General features: G+C 73.5%; 23 protein-coding genes. 6 read left to right on the plus strand and 17 right to left on the minus strand.

The genetic code is table 11. The annotated features are described in order from the left end of the window. Positions 1 to 101: 101 nt before the first annotated feature. Positions 102 to 1,127: a C40 family peptidase gene (locus JXZ78_RS35205; protein ID WP_030021072.1), complete on the plus strand. Its 1,026-nt coding sequence runs from the start codon at positions 102 to 104 to the stop codon at positions 1,125 to 1,127. A 416-nt stretch (positions 1,128 to 1,543) separates the two neighbouring features. Then, positions 1,544 to 2,965: a PP2C family protein-serine/threonine phosphatase gene (locus tag JXZ78_RS35210; RefSeq protein ID WP_030021071.1), complete on the plus strand. Its 1,422-nt coding sequence runs from the start codon at positions 1,544 to 1,546 to the stop codon at positions 2,963 to 2,965. Between the two features lie 112 nt (positions 2,966 to 3,077). Here JXZ78_RS35210 and JXZ78_RS35215 read toward each other — a convergent pair whose 3' ends face one another. The 6 genes from JXZ78_RS35215 to JXZ78_RS35240 form a co-directional block, all read right to left on the minus strand. Next, the gene (locus JXZ78_RS35215; RefSeq protein WP_030021070.1) at positions 3,078 to 3,419 is read right to left on the minus strand and encodes a DUF2516 family protein; all 342 of its coding nucleotides are present in this window, start codon (positions 3,417 to 3,419) and stop codon (positions 3,078 to 3,080) included. 97 nt (positions 3,420 to 3,516) lie between these two features. Continuing rightward, positions 3,517 to 4,122 carry a hypothetical protein gene (locus JXZ78_RS35220; RefSeq protein ID WP_030021069.1) on the minus strand — a complete coding sequence of 202 codons (606 nt, stop codon included), beginning with the start codon at positions 4,120 to 4,122 and terminating at the stop codon, positions 3,517 to 3,519. Positions 4,123 to 4,156: 34 nt separating this feature from the next. After that, a complete protein-coding gene (locus JXZ78_RS35225; protein WP_030021068.1) occupies positions 4,157 to 4,591 on the minus strand; it encodes a helix-turn-helix domain-containing protein in 435 nt (144 codons plus the stop codon). A 729-nt stretch (positions 4,592 to 5,320) separates the two neighbouring features. Continuing rightward, positions 5,321 to 6,274, minus strand: coding sequence for a phosphotransferase family protein (locus JXZ78_RS35230; RefSeq protein ID WP_030021067.1), 954 nt, complete (start codon positions 6,272 to 6,274; stop codon positions 5,321 to 5,323). Between the two features lie 12 nt (positions 6,275 to 6,286). Beyond that, positions 6,287 to 6,745 carry an SRPBCC family protein gene (locus tag JXZ78_RS35235; protein ID WP_030021066.1) on the minus strand — a complete coding sequence of 153 codons (459 nt, stop codon included), beginning with the start codon at positions 6,743 to 6,745 and terminating at the stop codon, positions 6,287 to 6,289. After that, entirely contained in the window at positions 6,733 to 7,653 is a 921-nt protein-coding gene (locus JXZ78_RS35240) for an RNA polymerase sigma-70 factor (RefSeq protein ID WP_030021065.1), read from the minus strand. The genes JXZ78_RS35235 and JXZ78_RS35240 overlap by 13 nt, the downstream gene beginning before the upstream one ends. 177 nt (positions 7,654 to 7,830) lie before the next feature. Here JXZ78_RS35240 and JXZ78_RS35245 point away from each other — a divergent pair, with 177 nt between their 5' ends. Continuing rightward, positions 7,831 to 8,550, plus strand: a complete 720-nt coding sequence (locus JXZ78_RS35245) for a DUF5710 domain-containing protein (RefSeq protein ID WP_030021064.1) — start codon at positions 7,831 to 7,833, stop codon at positions 8,548 to 8,550. 28 nt (positions 8,551 to 8,578) lie between these two features. Here the strand turns inward: JXZ78_RS35245 and JXZ78_RS35250 are convergent, their stop codons facing one another. Then, positions 8,579 to 9,472 carry a putative protein N(5)-glutamine methyltransferase gene (locus tag JXZ78_RS35250; protein ID WP_033038229.1) on the minus strand — a complete coding sequence of 298 codons (894 nt, stop codon included), beginning with the start codon at positions 9,470 to 9,472 and terminating at the stop codon, positions 8,579 to 8,581. A 352-nt stretch (positions 9,473 to 9,824) separates the two neighbouring features. Between JXZ78_RS35250 and JXZ78_RS35255 the strand changes: the two genes are divergently transcribed. After that, positions 9,825 to 11,210 carry a carotenoid oxygenase family protein gene (locus JXZ78_RS35255; RefSeq protein ID WP_030021062.1) on the plus strand — a complete coding sequence of 462 codons (1,386 nt, stop codon included), beginning with the start codon at positions 9,825 to 9,827 and terminating at the stop codon, positions 11,208 to 11,210. An 88-nt stretch (positions 11,211 to 11,298) separates the two neighbouring features. After that, positions 11,299 to 11,502 carry a hypothetical protein gene (locus JXZ78_RS35260; RefSeq protein WP_030021061.1) on the plus strand — a complete coding sequence of 68 codons (204 nt, stop codon included), beginning with the start codon at positions 11,299 to 11,301 and terminating at the stop codon, positions 11,500 to 11,502. A 143-nt stretch (positions 11,503 to 11,645) separates the two neighbouring features. On the opposite strand, the gene JXZ78_RS35265 is transcribed toward JXZ78_RS35260, so the two are convergent. The 5 genes from JXZ78_RS35265 to JXZ78_RS35285 all read right to left on the minus strand — a co-directional run bounded on the left by JXZ78_RS35265 (position 11,646) and on the right by JXZ78_RS35285 (position 16,096). After that, the gene (locus JXZ78_RS35265) at positions 11,646 to 12,212 is read right to left on the minus strand and encodes an NADPH-dependent FMN reductase (protein ID WP_030021060.1); all 567 of its coding nucleotides are present in this window, start codon (positions 12,210 to 12,212) and stop codon (positions 11,646 to 11,648) included. Between the two features lie 239 nt (positions 12,213 to 12,451). Then, positions 12,452 to 12,883, minus strand: a complete 432-nt coding sequence (locus JXZ78_RS35270) for an ankyrin repeat domain-containing protein (RefSeq protein WP_030021059.1) — start codon at positions 12,881 to 12,883, stop codon at positions 12,452 to 12,454. Between the two features lie 135 nt (positions 12,884 to 13,018). Next, positions 13,019 to 14,260, minus strand: coding sequence for a GNAT family N-acetyltransferase (locus tag JXZ78_RS35275; protein WP_030021058.1), 1,242 nt, complete (start codon positions 14,258 to 14,260; stop codon positions 13,019 to 13,021). A 132-nt stretch (positions 14,261 to 14,392) separates the two neighbouring features. Next, on the minus strand, positions 14,393 to 15,373 hold the full coding sequence (locus tag JXZ78_RS35280) for an asparaginase (protein ID WP_030021057.1): 981 nt from the start codon (positions 15,371 to 15,373) through the stop codon (positions 14,393 to 14,395). A gap of 54 nt (positions 15,374 to 15,427) precedes the next feature. Continuing rightward, positions 15,428 to 16,096, minus strand: coding sequence for an RsiG family protein (locus JXZ78_RS35285; protein ID WP_030021056.1), 669 nt, complete (start codon positions 16,094 to 16,096; stop codon positions 15,428 to 15,430). A gap of 183 nt (positions 16,097 to 16,279) precedes the next feature. Between JXZ78_RS35285 and dtd the strand changes: the two genes are divergently transcribed. Next, positions 16,280 to 16,705, plus strand: a complete 426-nt coding sequence (gene dtd / locus JXZ78_RS35290; protein ID WP_030021055.1) for a D-aminoacyl-tRNA deacylase — start codon at positions 16,280 to 16,282, stop codon at positions 16,703 to 16,705. A 69-nt stretch (positions 16,706 to 16,774) separates the two neighbouring features. Here dtd and ygfZ read toward each other — a convergent pair whose 3' ends face one another. The 5 genes from ygfZ to JXZ78_RS35315 form a co-directional block, all read right to left on the minus strand. Beyond that, the gene (gene ygfZ / locus JXZ78_RS35295) at positions 16,775 to 17,755 is read right to left on the minus strand and encodes a CAF17-like 4Fe-4S cluster assembly/insertion protein YgfZ (protein WP_030021054.1); all 981 of its coding nucleotides are present in this window, start codon (positions 17,753 to 17,755) and stop codon (positions 16,775 to 16,777) included. 19 nt (positions 17,756 to 17,774) lie between these two features. Further along, positions 17,775 to 18,278, minus strand: coding sequence for a Fur family transcriptional regulator (locus JXZ78_RS35300; RefSeq protein WP_050502611.1), 504 nt, complete (start codon positions 18,276 to 18,278; stop codon positions 17,775 to 17,777). Positions 18,279 to 18,299: 21 nt separating this feature from the next. After that, positions 18,300 to 19,358 (minus strand): ABC transporter substrate-binding protein, encoded by a 1,059-nt coding sequence (locus JXZ78_RS35305; RefSeq protein ID WP_030021052.1) that lies wholly within the window; start codon positions 19,356 to 19,358, stop codon positions 18,300 to 18,302. An 8-nt stretch (positions 19,359 to 19,366) separates the two neighbouring features. Next, complete coding sequence (locus JXZ78_RS35310) at positions 19,367 to 20,161, minus strand: ABC transporter ATP-binding protein (protein WP_030021051.1); 795 nt, start codon at positions 20,159 to 20,161, stop codon at positions 19,367 to 19,369. A gap of 73 nt (positions 20,162 to 20,234) precedes the next feature. Further along, on the minus strand, positions 20,235 to 21,347 hold the full coding sequence (locus JXZ78_RS35315; protein ID WP_030021050.1) for a FecCD family ABC transporter permease: 1,113 nt from the start codon (positions 21,345 to 21,347) through the stop codon (positions 20,235 to 20,237). Positions 21,348 to 21,463 lie beyond the last annotated feature (116 nt).

Raw genomic sequence — 21,463 nt, forward strand, 5'->3', positions numbered from 1 at the left:
TGGGCGCGGGGCGCCGGGCGGGTGTACGGAGCGCGGCGGATGTACGGGGCCGGGCGGGCGTGGAGCGCCGGCGGGGCGTACGGGGGCTGCGCGGTGCCGTGGTGGCCGCCACGGCGGTGGTCCTGGGCGTGACCGGGATCCTCGGCGGGACGGCTCCGGCCGCGTACGCCGACCCCGGCCCCGCCGTGTCCGAAAAGCGCCTCGAAGAGGTGCGCAAGGAGCTGGAGGGCCTCTACCGCAAGGCGGAACAGGCCACCGAGGCGTACAACGCGGCGAAGGAGCAGGTCGCGCTCCAGCAGAAGGAGATCGTCAAGCTGGCGCAGACGATCGACCGGACGCAGAAGCAGATGGACGAACTCAAACGCCAGGCGGGCGCGCTGGCCAGCGCGCAGTACCGGGGCGGCGGCATCCCGTCCGAGGCCCGGCTCATGCTCAACAAGGACCCCGAGCGCTTCCTCGACAACGCCACGCTCGTCCGCAAGGGCCAGCACGCCGCGAAGGACCTGGGCGACCAGCTCGCGCGGACGAAGAACGCGTTGGAGGGGTACGCGCAGGACGCCACCGACCGCTGGGAGCGGCTGGAGGAGAACCGCAGGAAGACGGAGACCGCGCAGCTCGACGTCCGCAAGAGGATCGAGGCCGCGCAGCAGGTGGAGTCGCAGCTGGCCGCGGAGGAGAAGGAGCGGCTGAAGAAGCTGGAGGACGCGCGGGCGCTCCAGGAGCAGCAGAAGTGGCTGGACTCCGGCGTGCTGAAGGACATCGGCGCGCACGCCTCGGAGGCCGGCAAGGAGGCGGTGGCGTACGCGACTTCGCAGATCGGCAAGGACTACGTGTGGGGCGCGGAGGGCCCGGACACCTTCGACTGCTCGGGGCTGACGATGCGGGCCTGGCAGGCGGCCGGCCGGCCGGTCCCGCGGACCTCGCAGGAGCAGTGGCGGCAGCTGCCGCGGATCGGCCTGAAGGACATGCGCCCCGGCGACCTGATCATCTATTACGCCGACGCGAGCCATGTCGGTATGTACATCGGGGACGGCGCGATGGTGCACGCGCCGCGGCCGGGCCGGCAGATCACGGTCGCCGGGGCCGGGTCGATGCCGATCCTCGGGGTGGTGCGGCCCGACAAGTAGGGGCTTCGGGGGCGGGCGAGGTGCGCAGGGGCGCGAGTGGTGGCGCCCCGGCGTGCGGCGCAGGGTCTGGCGCGGGGCGTGCTGCCGTACGCGGGGGAGTTCGCGCCCCCGCACACAGCGTGAGGAGTACGTGCGTTTCGTCACGGAGCGCTGCCGGCCAACCTGACGCCGTAGAGGTGATGTTCGTCATTCCGCGGCCCTCCCCGCCCAGGTCACCGGGTGTGTGGGGCACGGCATATGACAAGTGCCGGGTGCCGTCCGGCATTCCGTAAGCGTCCGCGCTACCGCTATGGTCGCCTCTCGGTGCCCGGTGGCGCACCGCCCGGACCGACCGCCGGGCGGCGGCGGAACCGGGCACAGTGGCGCGCGCTTCGGCGGGCCACTGCGCACCCTCGGGGGAGGGAAGGAAGCAGAGCATGTCCGTACCCATTCCGCGCCAGCGGACGGCCGTACTGCCGCAGGAGGCAGCGCCGGCGGACGGCGCGCGCGACGGCGCGACGCCCGGGCCCGGGCCGTCGGCGGACACCACGGGCCCCTCGCCCCTCTCCGGCACCCCCGCCCCCTCTCCCTCCCCGGCCCCTTCCCCCTCCCCCTCTCCCTCCCGCTCCGGCGAAGGCGGGCTGACCCTGCTCCTCATAGGCGACGACCCCAGCAGCGCCGTACCCGAGATGCGGGACGGGGAAGGCCGCAGGGCCCGGGTCCGTACGGCCCGCAACCTCACCGAGGCGGAGCGGCTGCTCACCGACGACGTGCACTGCATCCTGCTGGACCTGACACCCGCGGGCGTCAGCGACCGCATCGACCGCACGGAGCGTACGGACCGGGACGGGCACCCGCCGGAGGAGGACGGTGGCCACGACGAGCTCGGCGCCCTGCGCGCGGTGCTGCGGATGGCCCCCTCCCACGCCGTTCTCGCGCTGACCTCCGAGGCCGACGCCGAGCGGGCCGCCGAGGCCGTACGCGTCGGCGCGCAGGACTACCTCTTCCACGACGAACTCGACGGCGCCGTCCTCAGCCGGGCGGTGCGGTACGCCGTCGAGCGCAAACGCGCCGACCTCGCGCAGCGCCAGCTCACCGAGTCGCGGATGCTGGCCCAGGAGAACCGCCGGCTGGAGCGCGGCCTGCTGCCCACCCCGCTCCTGGACGGCTCCGACCTGCGCTTCGCGGCCCGCTACCGCCCCGGACGCAGCCGCGCGCTGCTCGGCGGCGACTTCTACGACACCGTACGGACGGCCGACGGCACCGTGCACGCGATGATCGGCGACGTCTGCGGCCACGGCCCCGACGAGGCCGCGCTCGGCGTGGAACTGCGCATCGCCTGGCGCGCGTTGACGTTCGCCGGGCTGTGCGGCGACGCCCTGCTGTCCACGCTCCAGAAGGTTCTGGAGCACGAGCGCGCCGACGACGAGATCTTCGCGACGCTGTGCCTGGTGGACATCGCGCCGGACGGCCGGCACGCCCAGGTGTGCCTGGCCGGCCACCCCGCACCGCTGCTCGCCCGGTCCGGCGGGAAGCCGCGGCTGCTCCCGTACGAGGAGGGCGGCCCGGCCCTGGGCCTGCTGCCGGGCGCCCGCTGGCCGCGCCGCCAGGTCGCGCTGGGCGGCTCCTGGAGCCTGATGATGTACACGGACGGCCTGATCGAAGGCCGCGTCGGCAACGGCAACCAGCGCCTCGGCCAGGAGGGCATGGCGGAGCTGGTGGGGCGCCGGATGGCCGCCGGACTACGCGGTGAGGACCTGCTCGACGCGGCGGTCACGGAGGTGCGGGACCTCAACGGCGGGGAACTGACGGACGACGTGGCCGTCCTCCTGCTGGACCGGGGACGCGTACAGGACTGAGGCGTACGCGAGCGACGCAGGTGCCCCTCGGACCGTACGCGCCCACCGCGCCCGCCCTCGTACGCCTCTGCCGCCCGCGCCGTACGTCCTCACCGCCTGCCGGTGAACGCCTCTACCGCCCGCCGTTGAACGGCCCGTACGGCCCGTCCGAACTCGATCCGCCGCGGCGCGGCCCCCGGCCGCCGGTGATCCCCTTGATCGCGGGCCGTACGTCGACGGTGTAGACGATCACGGCGATCAGGCCGATGATCGGCAGGAACGACATCAGCGGCAGCAGGAACAGCAGCGCGGTCGCGATCACCAGGAAGACCAGCCACATGCCCTTGGTCTGCTTGTCGGCCGCCCGGTAGGCGTCCTCGCGCCGTACGGCCGCATCGACGAGCATCGCGGCGGCGTACACGGCCAGTACCAGCTGCACCCAGCTCAGCACGTTCTGGAACCCGTAGATCAGCACTGCCATCACCCGTTCGACTCTGGTCCGCCGTCGGCCCACCGTACCCGGAGAACGGGCCGGGCACGCGTGGCGTGCCCGGCCCGCTGTCCCGGATCGCCTACTTGCCGTCCTCGCCCGGCGCGACGGTCTTCTTCGCCGTCGTCTTCTTGGCGGCCGGAGCCTTCCTGGCCGTGGTGCCCTTGGCCTCCGGCTCGCTCACGACGCCGTCCCCCGCGGTCGCCGCGGTCGCCGCCGCGGGCTCCTGCTTCGGCTCCTGACGGGGCTCCGGCTCGATCGCGACCGCGAGGTCCTCGGTCGCCTCGGCGGTCTCGCTGCGCCAGTTCTGCACCGCGCCGCGTCCGCGCTCGGCCAGCCCCTCGTAGCCTTCACGGGCCTTGACCGCGGCCTCGGCGGCCCGGCCGACACCCTGCAGCACGAGGTCCTGCGTCTGCTGGCTCAGCTTCTTGAAGTCGGCGTCGAGCAGGCCCAGCTGCCGGGTGATCCAGTCCTGCGCCTCCTTGGCCTCCTTGGTGACGCGGTCCTGCACGGTCTTCGGGTCGGTGTTACGGAGGGCCTCGACGCGCTTGGGCGCCTCCTCGCGGAGCTTGTCGACCAGGGCCGGCAGCTCCTTGGCCTTCTCGGCGGCGAGGTCCACACCGCCCGCGAAGGCGTACAGCGGGGTCGGGTCGGTGAGCACCTTGCGGACGTCGTCGGTGATGGCCATGGCGTGGTTCCTCCTGGTATCAGTGGTCGGTCGCTCAGGTGGCGTGCGGGTCGCCGTCGGCCTCTCGGGCGTCCGGAGCGGGCTCGTGCGCCGTCGCGCCGCCGCTCTCGCCGCGCCCGCTCCCGTGTCCGTTCTCCTTGCGGAAGGACTCGTAGATCTGCAGCAGCACCTGCTTCTGCTTCTCGGTCAGCGCGGGGTCGGTGAGGATCGCGGTGTGCACCTCGACCCCGTCCACCTTCCGCTCGTCGAGGATCCCGGCCTGCACGTACAGCGTCTCGGCGGAGATCCGCAGCGCCTTGGCCAGCTGCTGCAGGATGTCCGCGCTCGGCTTGCGCAGCCCGCGCTCGATCTGACTGAGATACGGATTGGACACCCCGGCGGCATCGGCCAGCTGCCGCAGACTCAGCTGCGCGGAGCGCCGCTGCTCCCGCAGGAACTCGCCGAGGTTGCCGACGTTGAGTGATGCCATGCCCCGATGGTGCGGCATCCTGCTAACTATTGCAAGCGGGTGCTAGCAAAAGTGGCGGCGGGGCGCGATGACCGGCCACGCCGGGCGTCGCAGCCGGCCGGCGCGTGCCGGGTCGCGAGGGCCGGCGTCGCGAGCCGGCACGCAAGGTCTGCCGGGCGGGTACCCCTGCGGGCAAGAAGCGGGTCTGCCCCGGTGTGCCCGCCGGGGGGCGGCGGTTGTATGAACGCGGGTGCCTCCTGAGCGGTCGGCGCCCGTCAGCGACCGCGCCCTCCCCTAGGGAGGTCTCCATGACGGGCAGCGCCGAACCCCGGTCACCGTACCGACGCTTCTTCCGGCCGTCGCGGAGGGCGGTACTGCCGGCCGGTGCCGCGTTGGTCCCGGCGTTGAGGGCGGCTGCGGCCGCACCCGTGTCTGCGGCCTCGCCCCGCACTTCCTCGCCCGCTCGCTCATCGGAGGCCCGGTTCACGCTGCCCGCCCCGACCGGCCGGCGGCGCGTCGGCACGGTGTCGCGTCGTCGTCTTCACCGACCACACCCACGACGCGCTCGCCATCGAGTTCCCCGACGGCCGTCGGCCGCGGTGGTACGCGTCCACGTCAACGCCTATGTCGACCGACACCTGCGCCATCGGCGGACCGACCTGCTCGACCGGCCGCCGGGGCGCTACCCGGAGACCGAGTTCGGCCCCTGGCCGTCGATGCGGCCGGCCCAGGCTTGATCGCCGCCCCCGCTCACCCTGCCCCGTCCATCAGCGCACCGACATAGGCGTCCAGCCGCTCCTCCAGGACCCGTGGCGTCAGGTCCGTCCGGCCTGCCTCCTGCCAGGGCCGGGACACCGCCGGCAGTTCTTCCGAGGACGCCAGCGCGTCCCGCACCCGCCAGTACCGCCGTTCGCTCGCGGTCGCGGCCAGTGCGCCGCCCGCCTCCTCGTACGCGTCGGTGAAGCGCAGGCCCCATTCCGGTCCGTGCAGCAGTGCGAGGACGACGGAGCAGTGCGCCACGTCGAGGTCCGCCGGGCCCCAGGAGGTGGCCGCCCAGTCGACGACGCCGGTGAGGCGGGCGCTTGCGGGGGTCGAGGGCGGGGTGTCGAACAGTACGTTGCCGGGCTGGAAGTCGCGGTGCAGGAAGCGTCCTTCGTAGGGCGGCGGGGGCTTGCGGATCACGTTGATGGCGGCTGCCCATGCCGTCGTGTCGGCGTCCGCCGGGATCATGACGGTTTCGGCCGTCGTCATGGCCACGTACTCCCGGGGCTGCACGACGGGACGCAGGGTGTGGATCGCCGCTAGTTGGCGGGCGAGTTGGGGGACGCGTGTCTCCAGTCCCTCGTCGTCGAGGACCGTGCGTCCCGGCAGGTGGGTCATGAGGAGGGACGGGTGCTCGCAGTGCGCGGCGGTCGGATCGACCGCGACGAGGCGAGGGGCTGGGACGTCGGTGCCGGTGAGCTGGGTCAGGGCGCCGGACTCCCTGTGCAGCCAGTCCTCGGCGTGGGGCGCGTCGACGAAGGTGCGCAGCACCAGGTCGCGGGTGCTCCCGTTCCCCGTGCTGAGGGTCAGCTGCCGCATTTCGGCGGTGATGCCGCCGTGCAGGGGCTTGGTGTTGATGATCCGTTCGCCGGGTGTCAGGTGCCGGGTCACCCAATCCAGTGTTCTCGGCCGGACAGTTGACGGGGCGTGGGGGTCGGTCATCGTGTCAGGTCATCATGCGGGCGGCGCCGCGGCCAAAGCCTTTTCCGCGGCGGCGAGGATGTTGCCGAAGGTGCGGGTGATGATCGGGCGGGCCACGTGGCGGGTGAGGAAGCCGCCGAGGAGGGGGACGGGGATCTCGGCGCGGGTGGTCCAGCGGACGTGGGTGCCGCCTTCGGGGGTCTCGGTGAACGTCATGCGGCCGAGTTCGTGCCGCGAGGGCGGCAGGCTGCGTTCCACGACGTACTCGGTGGCGTACGGCGGGTCGTAGCGGGTGATGCGCTCGCGGAACCAGCCGATCAGCCAGAGGTGGCTGCGGACCGCACCGACGCCGTACGGCGCGCCCTCGCCGTGCCGGGTCAGGCGGCAGCGCACCACCAGGGGCGAGCGGGTGTAGTGGGTGGTCGTGGTGAGCCAGGCGAACACCGTCGCGATCGGGGCGTCGATGACACGTTCCACGGTCATGGTTTCCATGGGTGGGGTCCTCCTCTGTCGAGTGTGCGCACCGCTTCGGCGTGGTGCAGCTTGTCCGGGTTGCGTACGCCGTAGAGGCCGGTGATCCGGCCGTCGTGGATCTCGAAGGCGACCAGCCAGTCGAGGCCTCCGTCCGTCACGAACCGGGCGGCGGGCATGCCGTTGTACGTGGCCGGTTCGACGCGGGTGGCGGCGGCGCCGCCGCGGTACACGCCGAGGACGAACCGGGCGACCTCGGTGCGGCCGGTGACCGGGCGGCGCACGGCGGCCGCCTTGCCGCCGCCGTCGGAGATCACTACGACGTCGGGTGCCAGCAGGTCCATCAGTGGCTGGATCTCGCCGGTGGCCGCCGCGGCCAGGAAGCGCCGGGCGATCTCCGCGGTGGCGTCCGAGACGGGTTCGAAACGACGGCGCCGCGCGTGGACGTGCCGGCGGGCGCGGTGCGCGGTCTGCCGTACGGAGACCTCGGTCCGGCCGATCGAGGCGGCGATCTCACCGTGGGTGTAGCCGAACACCTCGTGCAGGACGAACACCGCGCGCTCGGTCGGGTTCAGGGTCTCCAGGACGAGCATCATGGCCATCGAGACGGATTCGGCCAGGATCACGTCCTCGCTCACCCCGGGCGCCGTGCGGATCGGCTCGGGCAGCCACATGCCGACGTAGTCCTCGCGCCGCGCCTTGGCCGCGCGCAGGTGGTTGAGGGCCTGCCGGGTCACCGTACGGACCAGGTAGGCGCGCGGATGCTCGACCGTGGCCTGATCGACCGCGCTCCACCGCAGATAGCTCTCCTGGAGGACGTCCTCGGCGTCGGTGGCGCTGCCCAGCATCTCGTAGGCGATGGTGAACAGCAGGGAGCGGTGTTCGGTGAAGGCGTCCGTGGAGGCGTTCGTGGAGGCGTTCTCAGGCATGGTCCGCCCTTGCCGTGCGGGGGGCGTGGCAGCTGGGCATGGCGTCCGGTTCCTCTCCTCGGGTGCCATGAAGACACGTCGCGTCGGAGAAGCGTGACAGTCCGGCGGTGTGGTTCGGCTCACAGTGCGGGCAGGATGCTGTTGGTCGTGGTGGCCGGTGTTCAAGGGGGGTGTTCCATGGCTGTCGAACGAGTCTGGCTGGACGTGCCGTTCGCGGAGAAGGACGAGGCCAAGCAGGGCGGCGCGCGCTGGGACCCGGCGGCCAGGCGGTGGTACGCGCCCAGGCCGGGGATGGCGGCGCTGGAACGCTGGGCGGCGGCGCCGGACGTGCCCGACCTGCTGCCCGGTGAGGACCGCGGCCTCGGCAGCGGTCTCTTCGTCGACCTGGTGCCGCGCAGTTGCTGGTTCACCAACGTACGGTCGTGCGTGGCCGCCAAGGACTGGGAGCGGCTGCGCCGTACGATCACCCGCCGGGCGGACCGTCGCTGCGAGATATGCGGCGTCGGGGAGGACCAGGACGCCAGGCGGTGGCTGGAGGCGCACGAGCGGTGGGCCTTCGACGACACCGCCCGGGTGCAGACCCTCAAGCGGCTCATCTGCCTGTGCACCGACTGCCACACGGTCACCCACTTCGGGTTCGCGCAGGTACGTGGCCTGGCGGCGCAGGCGTTCGCGCACCTGGTGCAGGTCACCGGGATGACCGGGGGCGCGGCCCGGCAGCACGTCAGAGACGCGTTCGACGTGTGGGAGCGGCGGTCCCGGGTGGCGTGGGAGCTGGATCTGAGCATGCTCACGAAGGCCGGGATCACGCTGGCGCCGCCGCCGGGAGCGGAGGCGCGGGCCCGTACCGCCGAGGAGACGCTCCGTAGGGAGCGGGGGCGAGAGCGGGGGCGGTAGGGCCCACGGTGGTTGCGCTGCCCGGACCTCAGGCTGTCTGGGCGCCCTTGGCCGGGCTGGTGCCGACGGCGACGGTCGCACCGAGGTCGTCGTCCGTCGCCAGCCGGGTGACGAGGCCGCCGCGGCGGAGAGCCTCCAGGGTGTGCGGCGCCTGGCGTCCGCTGGTCTCGATCAGCAGGTGGCCGCCGGGGGCGAGCCAGCGGAGCGCGTCGGCCGCCACCCGGCGCTGTACGTCGAGTCCGTCCGCGCCGCCGTCGAGCGCCACGCGGGGTTCGTGGTCGCGGGCTTCCGGGGGCAGCAGGCCGATCGCGTCGGTCGGTACGTAGGGGGCGTTGACGACGAGGAGGCCGACGCGGCCGCGCAGGGCGGGCGGCAGCGGTGCGTAGAGGTCGCCTTCGTACACCTGGCCGGCCGTGGGGCGGAGGTTGCGGCGGGCGCACCGTACGGCGGCGGGTTCGATGTCGGTGGCGTGCAGGTCGATGCGGGGAGGGGCCGAGGGCGGGGCGGAGGAAGGGGCAGCGGGAGAGGCCGGAAAAAGGGCGGCGGCCGCGGCCAGTGCCGCGCCGACCGCGCCCGTACCGCAGCACAGGTCGACGACGACGGGCCGTGGTCCGGCCGTGCCGCGGGCCCGGAGGAGCGCGGCGGCCTGGGCGACGAGGAATTCGGTGCGGCGGCGGGGGACGAAGACGCCGGGGTCGACGGCGATCCGCAGGCCGCAGAACTCGGCCCAGCCGAGGACCTGTTCCAGGGGGTGGCCGGCGACGCGGCGGTCCGTCATGGCGCTGAGGTCGGACGGGGTGCGGGCCGTGGAGACGAGGAGCTGGGCCTCGTCCTCGGCGAAGACGCAGCCGGCCGCGCGGAGTCTGGTGACGAGTCCGGCGGGGGCCGGGGCGGCGGCGGGGGCGGGCAGCGGGAGTGACATGCGCGTTGGAGCCTTTCGGGGTACCGAAGGGCGCTCTCGCGGTCACCTGCCTCGGAGGGACCGTACAGCCGTGAGGTGAGAGCACCCGGCCTGAACAGCGGTAATGGGTCTCACCTCCTTGGTCGTCCACTGTGTGTGGGCTGGTCACCTTACCCGAAGCCGGGAACGGAGGGCAGGCGCGGCGGCGTGCGGCGGTGCGCCTGCCGGGGGCGCGCGTGGCGTCCTGCGCGCCCGTCGGGCTGCCGCCGGTCTCGACGTGGCGGTGCCGGGGCTGGAGGGTGGAGGCGGGGTGCCACCGCGGGAGGTGGTGACCGGGGGTCACCACGGGGCGGGGCCGGGAAGGCGGGCGGCTATGGCGGGTGCCGGAAACCCTTACATGCGGGGGCTGTTCGCCCCGGTGCGGGAGGAGACCACCGCGTACGAGATGGCCGTGACCGGCCACATCCCGGAGGAGCTGGACGGGCGCTACGTGCGCAACGGGCCCAATCCGCTGGGCGTGGACGACCCGGCGGCGTACCACTGGTTCAGCGGTGACGGGATGCTGCACGGCCTGCGGCTGCGCGGCGGCCGGGCCGAGTGGTACCGCAGCCGCTGGGTGCGGTCGGACGCGATGGCGCTGCGGCTGGGCGAGAAGATCCTGCACGGGCCGCGCCATCTGGACATGGACTTCGCCCCGAACACCCACGTCACGCGCTTCGCCGGACGTCTCCTCGCGCTGGTCGAGGGCGGCGCGCTGCCGTACGAGCTGGACGGCGACCTGGACACGGTGGGCCCCTTCGACTTCGCCGGCACGCTGCCGGGCGGCCTCGCCGCGCACACCACCGTCGACCCGGACACCGACGAGCTGCACTGCGTGGCGTACTGCTGGGCCTGGCCGTACGTGCAGTACCTGGTCGCGGGGACGGACGGCCGGATCCGGCGGCGCGTGGACATCCCGGTCGACGGGCGGCCGATGATGCACGACTTCTCGCTGACCGAGCGGCATGTGCTGCTGTACGACCTGCCGGTGGTCTTCAACCCGGGCGGGGTGGGAATCGGCCCGTCCTTCCCGTACGTGTGGGAGCCGGGGCGCCCGGCCCGGCTGGGCGTGCTGCCGCGGGAGGGGACGGCGTCGGACGTGCGGTGGCTGGAGATCGACCCGTGCTTCGTCTTCCACCCGATGAACGCGTACGAGACGGAGGACGGCAGCGGCCTGATCGTCGTCCATCTGGTGCGCTACGACCGGCTGTTCGCGAAGGGCCGTACGGGTCCCGACGGGTCGCCGCCCGCGCTGGAGCGCTGGACGGTGGACCTCCGGGCGGGCCGGGTACGGCGTGCGCGGGTGGACGACCGGCCGGTGGAGCTGCCGCGGGTGGACCCGCGACGGCTCACGCTGCCGCACCGGTACGGGTACGCGGTGCTGGAATCCGGAGCCGAGGACGTACGGGTGGCGCACTTCCCGGGGATAGAGCGGGTGGGGGTGGGCCTGGTCAAGTACGACCTGGAGCGCGGCACCAGCGAGGTGCGCCGCTTCGCGCCCCAGGGCGGCGTGGGGGAGGCCGTGTTCGTACCCGCCGGTCCGGACGCCGCCGAGGACGACGGCTGGCTGATGGCGTACGTGTTCGACCCGGGCCGCGACGCCACGGATCTCGTCATCCTCGACGCGCGGGATTTCACGGGGGAGCCGGTCGCGCGGGTGCACCTGCCGGTGCGGGTGCCGGTCGGGTTCCACGGGGCGTGGATACCGGACCGGGAGTGAGGGGCGGGGCGGAATCAGGGTGCCGTGGCTTTTCCGATGCGGTTGCATTGGTACGCTGGATCGTGACGGCGACGGAAAGGGGCGCGGTATGACCGGCAACGACGAGCGGGTGGCGCGCGCGGGGGCGGCGCTGGAGACGTACACGCTCTCCGAGCAGGGCTGGCGGGCGAGCCCGGGCGAGACACTCCAGCGGGTGCTGGCCGACCTGATGCACTGGTGCGACGCCACGCAGCGCGGCTTCGACCGGTCGCTGGCGGCCGCCCGGGAGCGGTACGGGGAGGAGAGGGCGTGAGCGAGTGCCGGGCGGGGTGAGGGCACCGGGCCGGAGGGCTCCCGTACGGGGGACGGGAGCCCTCCGGCCTTCGCGCTCAAGCGCGTGCCCGACCCCCGTACGGGTGCGTGCCGAGCGCGAAGGATGAGGCCGGGTGCCTGTTCTCACCCTCCGTACGGACGGGCCTCCCGGGCCTCCCGCAGGGCCAGGGCCCACCAGGTGAGCTGGTCCAGCAGCACGGTGGCGGCCTGGTCGGCGTCCAGGGGCTCGCGCAGCTTGCCGTCGTCGTCGAAGAGGCTGCCGGCCATCGGGAAGCTGACCGTCTCGCGCACCGTGGTCGCGTGCAACTCGGCGAACACCAGGCGCAGTTGCTCGACGGCGCGCAGGCCGCCGGAGATCCCGCCGTACGAGACGAAGCCGACCGGCTTGGCCTGCCACTCCTGGCGCAGCAGGTCGACGGCGTGCTTGAGCGGGGCGGGGAAGGAGTGGTTGTACTCGGGGGTGATGACGACGAAGGCGTCCGCGGCACCGACGCGCTTGGCGTAGGACGCCATCTCCTCGCTGCCGTACCGCAGTGCGTACGGGTCGATCTCGGCGAGGTCGAGCACGTCGACCACGACGTCGTCGCGGCGTCCGGCGTGTGCGGTGAACCAGTTCGCGACGACGGGCGCGAACCGGCCCTCGCGGGTGCTGCCGACGATGACGGCCAGGGTGAAGGGGCGCTCGGGCATGGCGGGGCCTCCTGAAGGCGGTGGGGCGGAGCCGGTGGTCGGCTTCGGGACCCGACGCTAAAACCTCAACCAAAGTTGATGTCAATGCCTGGCCCTGGGCTCACCCGCGCCACCGGGCGGCCCGGCGGTCCGCGGACCTTCCGGCGGCCCCGGACCTACCGGCGGCCCCCGCGCCTCCCAGAGGCCGTCCGCTCACCGGCCGCCGCGCGTCACTCGGCCCCGTGTCACTCCGCCCCGTGTCACTCCGCCCCGAACAGCGTGAGCAGGTCCGTCTTCTGGAACATCCGGGCCGTCTCCACCGCGGAGGGAGTTCCCGCGGCCGGGTCGGCGCCGTGCGCCACCAGGAGGCGGACGATCGCGTCCTCGCCCTTGAAGACGGCGCCGGCCAGCGGCGTCTGGCCCCGGTCGTTGGGGCGGTCCGGGTCGGCGCCGCGCTCCAGCAGGGCCGCCACCGCGTCGGCGTGGCCGTGGTAGGCGGCGAGCATCACCAGGGTGTCGCCCTTGTCGTTGGTGAGGTTGGCGGGCACCCCGGCGTCCACGTACGCGGCGAGGGTGCTGGTGTCGCCGTGCCGTGCCAGGTCGAAGACCTTGGCCGCGAGTTGCAGCACCTCGGGGTCGTGCGCGTGCTCGGTCGTGTCGGGACTCTGGGGCTCCGTGTTCGCGTCACTCATGGTCGCCGGCCTCCTGCTCTGGTGGTGCGGCGGTGTCCTGCAACTCCCGCCCGGGCCTTTACTTGTCCCCGCCACCCTATTCAGCACACCTGCCGGGCGGCCCCGGCGCACGCCGGGGCCCTGCCCGGGGCTCCGTCAGAACTCGTCCGGGCACCACGGCCGGCGGGCCGTGCGCAGCAGGAGGTCGGCGGTCGCCAGCGCGCCCGGCCGTTCCTCGTCGACACGGCCCAGCGCTGCCAGCCGTAGCGCGGACTCGTCGCCCAGGTAGAGCGAGGCGAAGGCGCCCACGTCCAGGGTGAGGTCCGCGCCGCGGTCCGTACGCGTACAGGTGGCGCCGTCCGGCCCGGCCTCCAGGAGGTAGCGTCCGTCGGCCAGTTCCGCCGCGTCCCCGACCTCCAGGACGAGGGAGCCGGCCGTCGGATACGTACGCGCCTCCAGCAGCCGGGGAATGTCCAGCGGCCGGATCCACAGGTAGTCGGAGTGCTGCACGACGCGCGCCGCGCGCGGGTCGCCGAGGTGGTGCGGCAGCAGGTCGTCGGGCGGGCGTAGGCCGGTCCTGACGTGCAGGACCCAGTCGATCGAGCACAGGAACAGCCACAGGGCGCGCTCGGCGGCCGGGGTGGTCGCGGTCAGGCGGTCGACGGTGAGGGTGTTCTGCGGCTGCTGGTGTTCCCACACGTTGGTCGTCCGGTACGTGACCAGGCCCTCGACCTCGCCGGACGCGGACCGGTGGACGGCGTGGAAGCGCCGGCTCGCGGGGACGTGCGGGAGCGGGACGGCGCCCGTCTGGACCTGCCACCAGACGGCGGGCAGGTCGATCGCGCCGGGCTGCCCGGCGCGGAACCGTTCGTGCAGCGCGGGGCCGAGCTCCCGGACCTCGGCGGCGTCGGCGAACTCGACCCGGCCGCCGTCGTCCGGGCCCGCGTGCCGCGGGTCCAGCGCGGCCCGCGCCACGTCGATGTGCCACTCGGTGCTCCAGGCGGCGGGGCCGAAGCCGTACCGCCCGTAGATCGGGTACTCCGCGGCGATCAGCGAGGCGAGGGCGTCGCCGCGCTCCTTGGCGGCCCGCAGGTCGCCGGTCATCATCCGGGTGAGCAGCCCGCGCCGCCGGTGGGTGGGCGAGACCGTCACGGACGTGACGGCGTCGGCGGACACCCGAGCGCCGCCGGGCACGGTCAGCTCCTGCGGGAAGCTGCGGAACGTGGCGACCCAGCGGCCGTCTTCGTACGCGCCCTGGGTGCGGTCCGGGACGTAGTTGCCGCGGCGGAACTCGATTTCTTCCTTGGACACCTCGGGCGGCCGCAGGAAGCCCACGGTCACGGCTCGCATCCAACCGGGGATGTCCGCGTCGCCGACCTTGCGCAGCTCGATGCTCATGGCCGTACGGTAGCCACGGTGCTGAACGGCCGTCGCGGCATTTTCGCGGGCCGCGGCCGGGCACCGGGAGGCCGGGCGACGCCCCCTCCGCACGCCCGGCGCCGCCCTCCGAACAGCCCTGCGCCGCGCCCCTCAGAACGCCGCGCGTATCTCCCCGACCCGCTCGGCGCCGCCCAGCAGCGGCGCCTCCGCGATGCGCTCCAGCACCGGCGACTCGACGCCCATCAGGCGCAGCACCCGGGCGAGCACCGGCCCGAGCGTGCGGCTCGCGCCGTCGTCGACCTTGAACGCCAGCGCCCGTCCGTCCGGCAGCGCCACCGCCTGCACGGCCTCCGCGCCCATCTTGGACAGCACGCCGGGCAGCGCCCGCATCAGCCAGGTGTCGGGGCGGCGGGTGCCCGCCACGTACTCCGGGTGGGCGCGCATCGCGTCGGCCACGCGCCGCTCCGGCGTACCGGCGTCGGCCAGCACGAAGTGCCGGAACGAGCGGGCCAGACCGGTCAGTGATATCGCCATCAGCGGCGCGCCGCAGCCGTCCGTGCCGATGTGCTCGACGCGCTCGCCGCTGGCGGAGCGCACCGTCTCCAGGGCCAGCTGCTGGAGGGGGTGGTCCGGGTGGAGGTAGGAGTCCAGCGGCCAGCCGTTGGCGGCGCAGGCGGCCAGCATGGCGGTGTGCTTGCCGGAGCAGTTCATGGTCAGGGATTCGCGCACCCGCCCGGACGCCAGGTACGTCTCCGCCTCCACCGGGTCCAGCGGCAGGTCGGGCGGGGTCTGCACCAGCTCGGGGGCCAGGCCGTGCTCGCTGAGCATCTTCTGGACGAGGTCGAGGTGAAAGCTTTCGCCGGAGTGGCTGGCGGCGGCCAGCGCCAGCCGTTCGCCCGACAGGTCCAGGCCCGCCCGCAGGATGGCGGCGGCCTGCATCGGCTTGTTGGCGGAGCGCGGGAAGACCGGGGAGGTGACGTCACCGAGGGCGCTCTGCACGCTGCCGTCCGCCGCCAGGACCACCAGGGAGCCGCGGTGCCGGCCCTCGACGAAGCCCGAACGCACGACCTCGGCGAGGACGGGGGACATACCGGACGGGGCGGACCCTTCGGTAACGGTGGAGGAACTCATCGGGGGCCTTCCGGGGGAGTGACCCGCGATCCCCCGGAACGGTACGCCGTCGGGTCAGGAGAGCAGGTCGTCTACTTGTGCTTCACCTTCACGGTACCTGCGGGCGATCTCCGCACTGCAATCGTCCGCGGTCCGCTGCAGCGCCTGGCGACGCCGGGAGACCTGCTGCTCGTAACGGACCAGCCGGCCCATCGCGTCGTGCAGCTCCTGGTCCGTACGGGCCGTGAGGTCGGACAGCTCCACCTCGCCCAGCATCTGCTCCGCGAGCTGGCGGTACTCCTCGCTGTGCGGCATCCCGAGCGTCACGTGGCGGGCCGAGGAGCGGTGCTGCGACGGCCCGTCCGTCAGGATCTCCGGCAGCCGGTCCAGCAGGGGCGAGTGCGGGGCCGTACGGCGGGTGCTCTCGGCCCGCAGGATGTCGATCCGGCCCTGGAGCAGTCGCCGCACATAGCTCAGGTCGGCCTCCTCCTGCTGCGCCTCGCGCCGCACGACGCGCAGGTCGGGCAGGGTCAGCCGGTGCAGGTCGGGCCGCGGGACCGGGCGGAAGCGGTCGCGTTGCAGCGGCGGCCGGTGCGGCGCCGTGCCTGCCTGGAACATGGGGCCGTCCTCCGTGCGGGCGGGCCCGGCGGGTGCCGGGGCCGGCGGGGTCGTACGGGCCGCCGTCGGCGCCGTACGGGCGATCGGTACGGGTCCGGGGGTGTGCCCGGGACCGGCAGTGCTCATGAGTCGTTCCGTCCCCTCGTCCGGTGCGGCCGTGCGGGCACGTTGTCCGCGCGACGCACCGCGTGCACGCATCGTGCCACTGCGGGCGGGCCGTCCGCAGGGCCAGCCATGGCCATGGCACCCGAACGGCCCCGGGAGGGTACGGCTGTCCCGGGCCCGGGCGTGCCGTGCATCATGGGCGGTATGCGAGCTGTGGTGCAGAGGGTCGACGGCGCACGCGTCGAGGTGGACGGCGAAACGGTCGGGGAGATCGTCGGTGAAGGGCTGTGCGTGCTGGTCGGAGTGACGCACGACGACACTCCGGAGAAGGCGGAGCGGCTCGCCCGCAAGCTGTGGTCGGTGCGCGTCCTGGACGGTGAGAAGTCCTGCTCGGACACGGGTGCGGGCCTGCTGGTGATCAGTCAGTTCACTCTCTACGGTGACGCCCGCAAGGGCCGTCGGCCCACCTGGAACGCGGCGGCCCCCGGCCCGGTGGCCGAACCCCTCGTCGACGAGGTCGCCGCGCGGCTCCGCGCGCTGGGCGCGGAGGTCGCGACGGGCCGCTTCGGCGCGGACATGAAGGTCTCGCTCACGAACGACGGCCCGTTCACGGTGCTCCTGGAGGTCTGAGCCGCGGCTTCCGGGCCGCGGCTCCTTCCAGGCGGCGGCCTTGAGCTCGACCGCGACCTCCTGACTGTCCTACGGCTCGACCACGACCTCCTGCGCCGCCGCCGTGCTCTCCACGAGCAGCGGCGCGTCCACGGGCACGTTGCGCTTGACCAGGGCCAGCGCGATGGGGCCCAGCTCGTGGTGGCGGGCCGAGGTGGTGACGAAGCCGAGCTGACGGCCCTCGGCGCCGTCGGCGGCCAGGCGTACGGGTGCGCCGTGCGGCGGCAGGTGCACCTCGCTGCCGTCCAGGTGGAGGAAGACCAGGCGGCGCGGCGGCTTCCCCAGGTTGTGGACGCGGGCCACCGTCTCCTGGCCGCGGTAGCAGCCCTTCTGGAGGTGCACGGCGGTGCCGAGCCAGCCCAGCTCGTGCGGGATGGTGCGGTGGTCGGTCTCGCGGCCCAGGCGCGGCCGGTGCGCCTCGACGCGCAGCGCCTCCAGGGCCAGCGTGCCGACGGCCGGGCCGTTGGCCGAGGCGAAGGCTTCCAGGTCCGCGCGGGGCAGGAAGACGTCCCGGCCGTGCGGGGTCTCCCGGACGACCGCGTCCTTCGGCGCCTCGGCGATGGAGCCGGCCGGCAGGTGGACGACCGCGTGGTCGTCCGTACGGTCGGCGACCTCGACGCGGTAGAAGAACTTCATGCTCTCCAGGTAGGCGATCAGCGCCTCCTCGTCGCCCGGCTCGGTGTGCAGCCAGGTCGTCTCCCCGTCGTCCACGAGGTAGAGGGCGTGCTCGATGTGGCCGTTGGCGGAGAGGATCAGGGCCTCGGTGGCGTGGCCCGGGGCGAGGTCGGTGACGTGCTGGGTCAGCAGCAGGTGCAGCCAGCTCAGCCGCTCGGGGCCGCTGACGGCGACCACGCCGCGGTGCGAGAGGTCGACGAAACCGCGGCCGTCCGCGAGGGTGCGTTGTTCGCGGAACAGGTCGCCGTAGTGTGCGGCGACACCTTCGTCGGGGGCCTCGGCCGGGACGGCACCGGGCAGCGACAGCAGCGGACTGGCTTCACGTGGGCGCGGCATACCCCCAGCGTACGACCGGCTACGCGGTGGGCCCCGACCCGCCCTCGGCGGGCGGCCCGCCGGCCGGCGTCCGTGCGGCACCGGTATCGGTGCCGGTGCCCGCGCCGGGGCCGGTGCACGCCGCGCAGCGCCCGAAGATCGCGAAGTGCTTCAGGTCCGTGTCGAAACCGAACGTCTCCCGCAGCATCGTCGTGAACGGTTCGGCCACCGACAGATCGGCTTCGATCACTTCCGAGCAGTCCCGGCACACCAGATGGATGTGGTGGTGCCGGGACGCGAGGTGGTACGTGGGCGCGCCGTGCCCGAGGTGGGCATGGCTGACCAGGCTCAGCTCCTCCAGCAGCTCCAGCGTCCGGTAGACGGTGGAGATGTTCACGCCGCCCGCCGTCCTGCGCACCTCGGTGAGGATGGCGTCGGGTGTGGCGTGTTCCAGCTTGTCCACCGCCTCCAGCACGAGCTGCCGCTGCGGGGTCAGCCGGTACCCGCGCTTGCGGAGGTCGCTCTGCCAGTCGCTGCTCACCACACCGACAGTGTAGGAGGACGTTCAGTGGCCGCCTACGTTCCGCAGGTAACCGGAGAGCGCGGCGACGGCCGCCGGGTTGCGCGGGCTCTCCACCAGGTCGGCGTAGTCCAGTACGAAAATACGGTCGTTCTTGATCGCCGAGACGTTCTTCAGCGGCCCGTACGACTTCAGGAACGCCTTCTTCTGTGCGGCGGTCGGCGTGCCGTAGTCGTTGATGACGATCACGTCGGGGTCGCGTTCGACCACCGATTCCCAGCCGACCGTGGTCCAGGAGTCGTTGAGATCCTTCATGACGTGGTCACCGCCGGCCTTGGTGATGATGTCGTGCGGCCCGGCGAAGCGGCCGGAGGTCATCGGCTTGTCCTGGCCGCCGTCGTAGAGGAAGACGGTGGGCCGTGCACCGTCCTTGGGCACCTTGGCCTGCGCGTCGGCGATCTGCTTGCGGTACGTGGCGATCAGCGCGTCCGCCCGGTCCTCGACGTCGAAGATCTTCCCGAGGGTCTTCAGGTCGGTGTAGAGCGCGTCCAGCGGCGGCATCACGCCGCGCGCGCTGCCCTGGCCGCCGTCGGTCCCGTTGCGGCACGACTCGGTCAGGACGTAGCTGCCGATGCCGAGCTTCTTCAGGGAGGCGGGGGTGACGTCGCTGTCCTCGCCGAAGCCGTAGTTCCAGCCCGCGAAGACCAGGTCGGCCTTGGCGTCCAGGGCGATCTCCTTGGTGATCGCCTTCTTGGAGAGCCACGGCACCTTGCCGTACGCGTCCTTCCAGGCGACGGCGTCGATCCTGCCCCGGTACTCCGGCATGACGTAACCGGCCATGTGGTCCTCCAGGCCGAGCGCGAACATGATGTCGGCGATCCCGACGTCGTTGGTGACCACCCGCCGCGGCGCCTTGTCGTACGTGGTCCTCGTCCCGCAGTTCTCGATCGTGACCGGGTAGTGGCCGGACCCGCCGCCGCCCGTCCCGGACGCCTTGGCGGCGCCGTCCTTCCCGCCCTCGGCGACGTGCGCGCCGCAGCCGGTGAGCGCGGCGAGCGCGAGGGCGGTGAGCAGGGCGGCGGAGCGGTGGCGACGGGTGCGCATGGGGGGCCTCATGAGGTGGTGGGTGCGTCGGTACGGGCGGGCAGGCGGTCGAACAGCAGCTGGACGACGCCGGTCTCCGGATGCGGTACGCGGTGCGCGCGCACCCCGAACACCTCGGCCAGCAGCTCCGGGCCCAGCACGTCGTGCGGCGCGCCGGAGGCGACGATGCGCCCGCCGGAGATGACGTACAGCTCGTCGCAGTGCACGGCCGCCAGGTTCAGGTCGTGCAGCGCGGTCAGCACCGTCAGCCCGCTGTCCCGTACCAGCGCCAGCAGCTCCAGCTGCTGCGCGATGTCGAGGTGGTTCGTCGGCTCGTCCAGCACCAGCACCCGCGGCTCCTGGGCCAGCGCGCGGGCGATCAGCACCCGCTGCTTCTCGCCGCCGGACAGGCTCAGGAAGGCCCGGCCGGCGAGGTGGGCGGCGCCGGTACGGTCCAGCGCTTCCTCGCACACCCGCAGGTCGGCGGCGCTCGGCCGGCCCGAGCCGCGCTGGTGCGGCAGCCGCCCCATCGCGACGACCTCGGCGGCCGTGAACCCGAACTCGGTCGCCGACTCCTGGGGCAGCGCGGCCAGGTGCCGGGCCCCTTCGCGTACGCCCATGGTGTGCAGGTCGGTGCCGTCCAGCCGTACCGTCCCGGCGGCCGGGCGCAGCGCGCGGTAGGCGCAGCGCAGCAGGGTGGACTTGCCGCTGCCGTTGGGCCCGACCAGCCCGACGACCCGGCCGCTGTCCGCGCGCAGGGTGATGTCGTGCACGAGCCGCGCGCCGGCCACGTCCACGGACACCGCGTCGATGTCGACCCGCATCAGGCCCCGCCTCCGTACGTACCGCCGTGACCCCGCATCGGACCCCGCATCGGGCTCTGCGTCAGCCCCCGCATCAGCCCCCGCCTCCGAACGTGTAGCCGCGCCGCCGCATCAGCAGCACGAAGGCCGGCACGCCGAGCACCGCGGTGATCACTCCGACCGGCAGCTCGACGGGCGCCAGCAGCACCCGGGACAGGATGTCCACCCACACCATCAGCACCGCGCCCAGCAGCGGCGCCACCGCCAGCACCCGCCGGTGCCCGGCGCCCACCAGTATCCGCGTCACGTGCGGCACCATCAGCCCGACGAAGCCGATCGCCCCGCTGACCGCGACCACCGCGCCGGTGACGGCCGCCGTGACCGCGAACAGCTCCCGGCGCAGCCGCCCGGGGTCCACGCCGAGCGCGGCGGCCGACTCGTCGCCCATGGCCAGCGCGTTCAGGCGGCCCGCGGAGAGCATCAGGTACAGCAGCGCCCCGGCCACCGCCACCGCGGCGACCGGCAGCGAGCCCCAGCCCGCCCCGCTGAGGCTGCCCAGCAGCCACATCATGGCGGACCGCGCCGCCTCGCCCCGGTCGGCGGCGAAGACCATCAGGGTGGAGAGGGCGGAGAAGCCGTAGTACATGGCGGAGCCGGTCAGGACCAGGCGCAGCGGGGTCAGGCCGTGCGCGCTGCGGGCCGCCGCGTAGACCAGCACCATGGCCAGCAGCGCCGAGCCGAAGGCGGCGGTGGACAGGGCCCAGACGCCGAGCGCGCCGAGCGAGCCGAAGAGCAGGACGGCGTTGGCGCCGACCGCGGCGCCGGAGGAGATGCCGAGCACGAAGGGGTCGGCGAGGGCGTTGCGCACCAGGGCCTGGACGGCCACACCGATGGCGGACAGCCCGGCGCCGACGACGGCGGCCAGGAGCGTGCGCGGGAAGCGCAGCTCCCACACGATGGTGTAGGCGGAGACCTCGTCGGAGGTGATGGTCCCGCCGCTCAGCCCGGCGCCGAGATGGTGCAGCACCTCGCCCCAGCCGACGCCGGAGGCGCCGAGGCCGACACCGCACACCAGGGACGCGAGCAGGACGAGGGCGAGCCCGGCGACCAGGGGCACGGTGGGCAGCGGCGAGCCGGTACGGGGCCGGTCACCGTCGGGCCCGACGGGGGCGGAGGCGGGGGCGGCGGTACGGGCTGGGGCGGCCAAGGGGCGTACGCCTTCGGCTCGGGCCGCGTCCGTACGGTCCGGGGTGACGCCGCGTGGCGCGAGGCCCGCGGCGGTGTCCCCTCGCAGTCCACGGCGAGTTGATCAGGAACCGGCGC

Source organism: Streptomyces monomycini (genome assembly GCF_022271435.1).
In the GTDB taxonomy this organism is placed as follows: domain Bacteria; phylum Actinomycetota; class Actinomycetes; order Streptomycetales; family Streptomycetaceae; genus Streptomyces; species Streptomyces monomycini.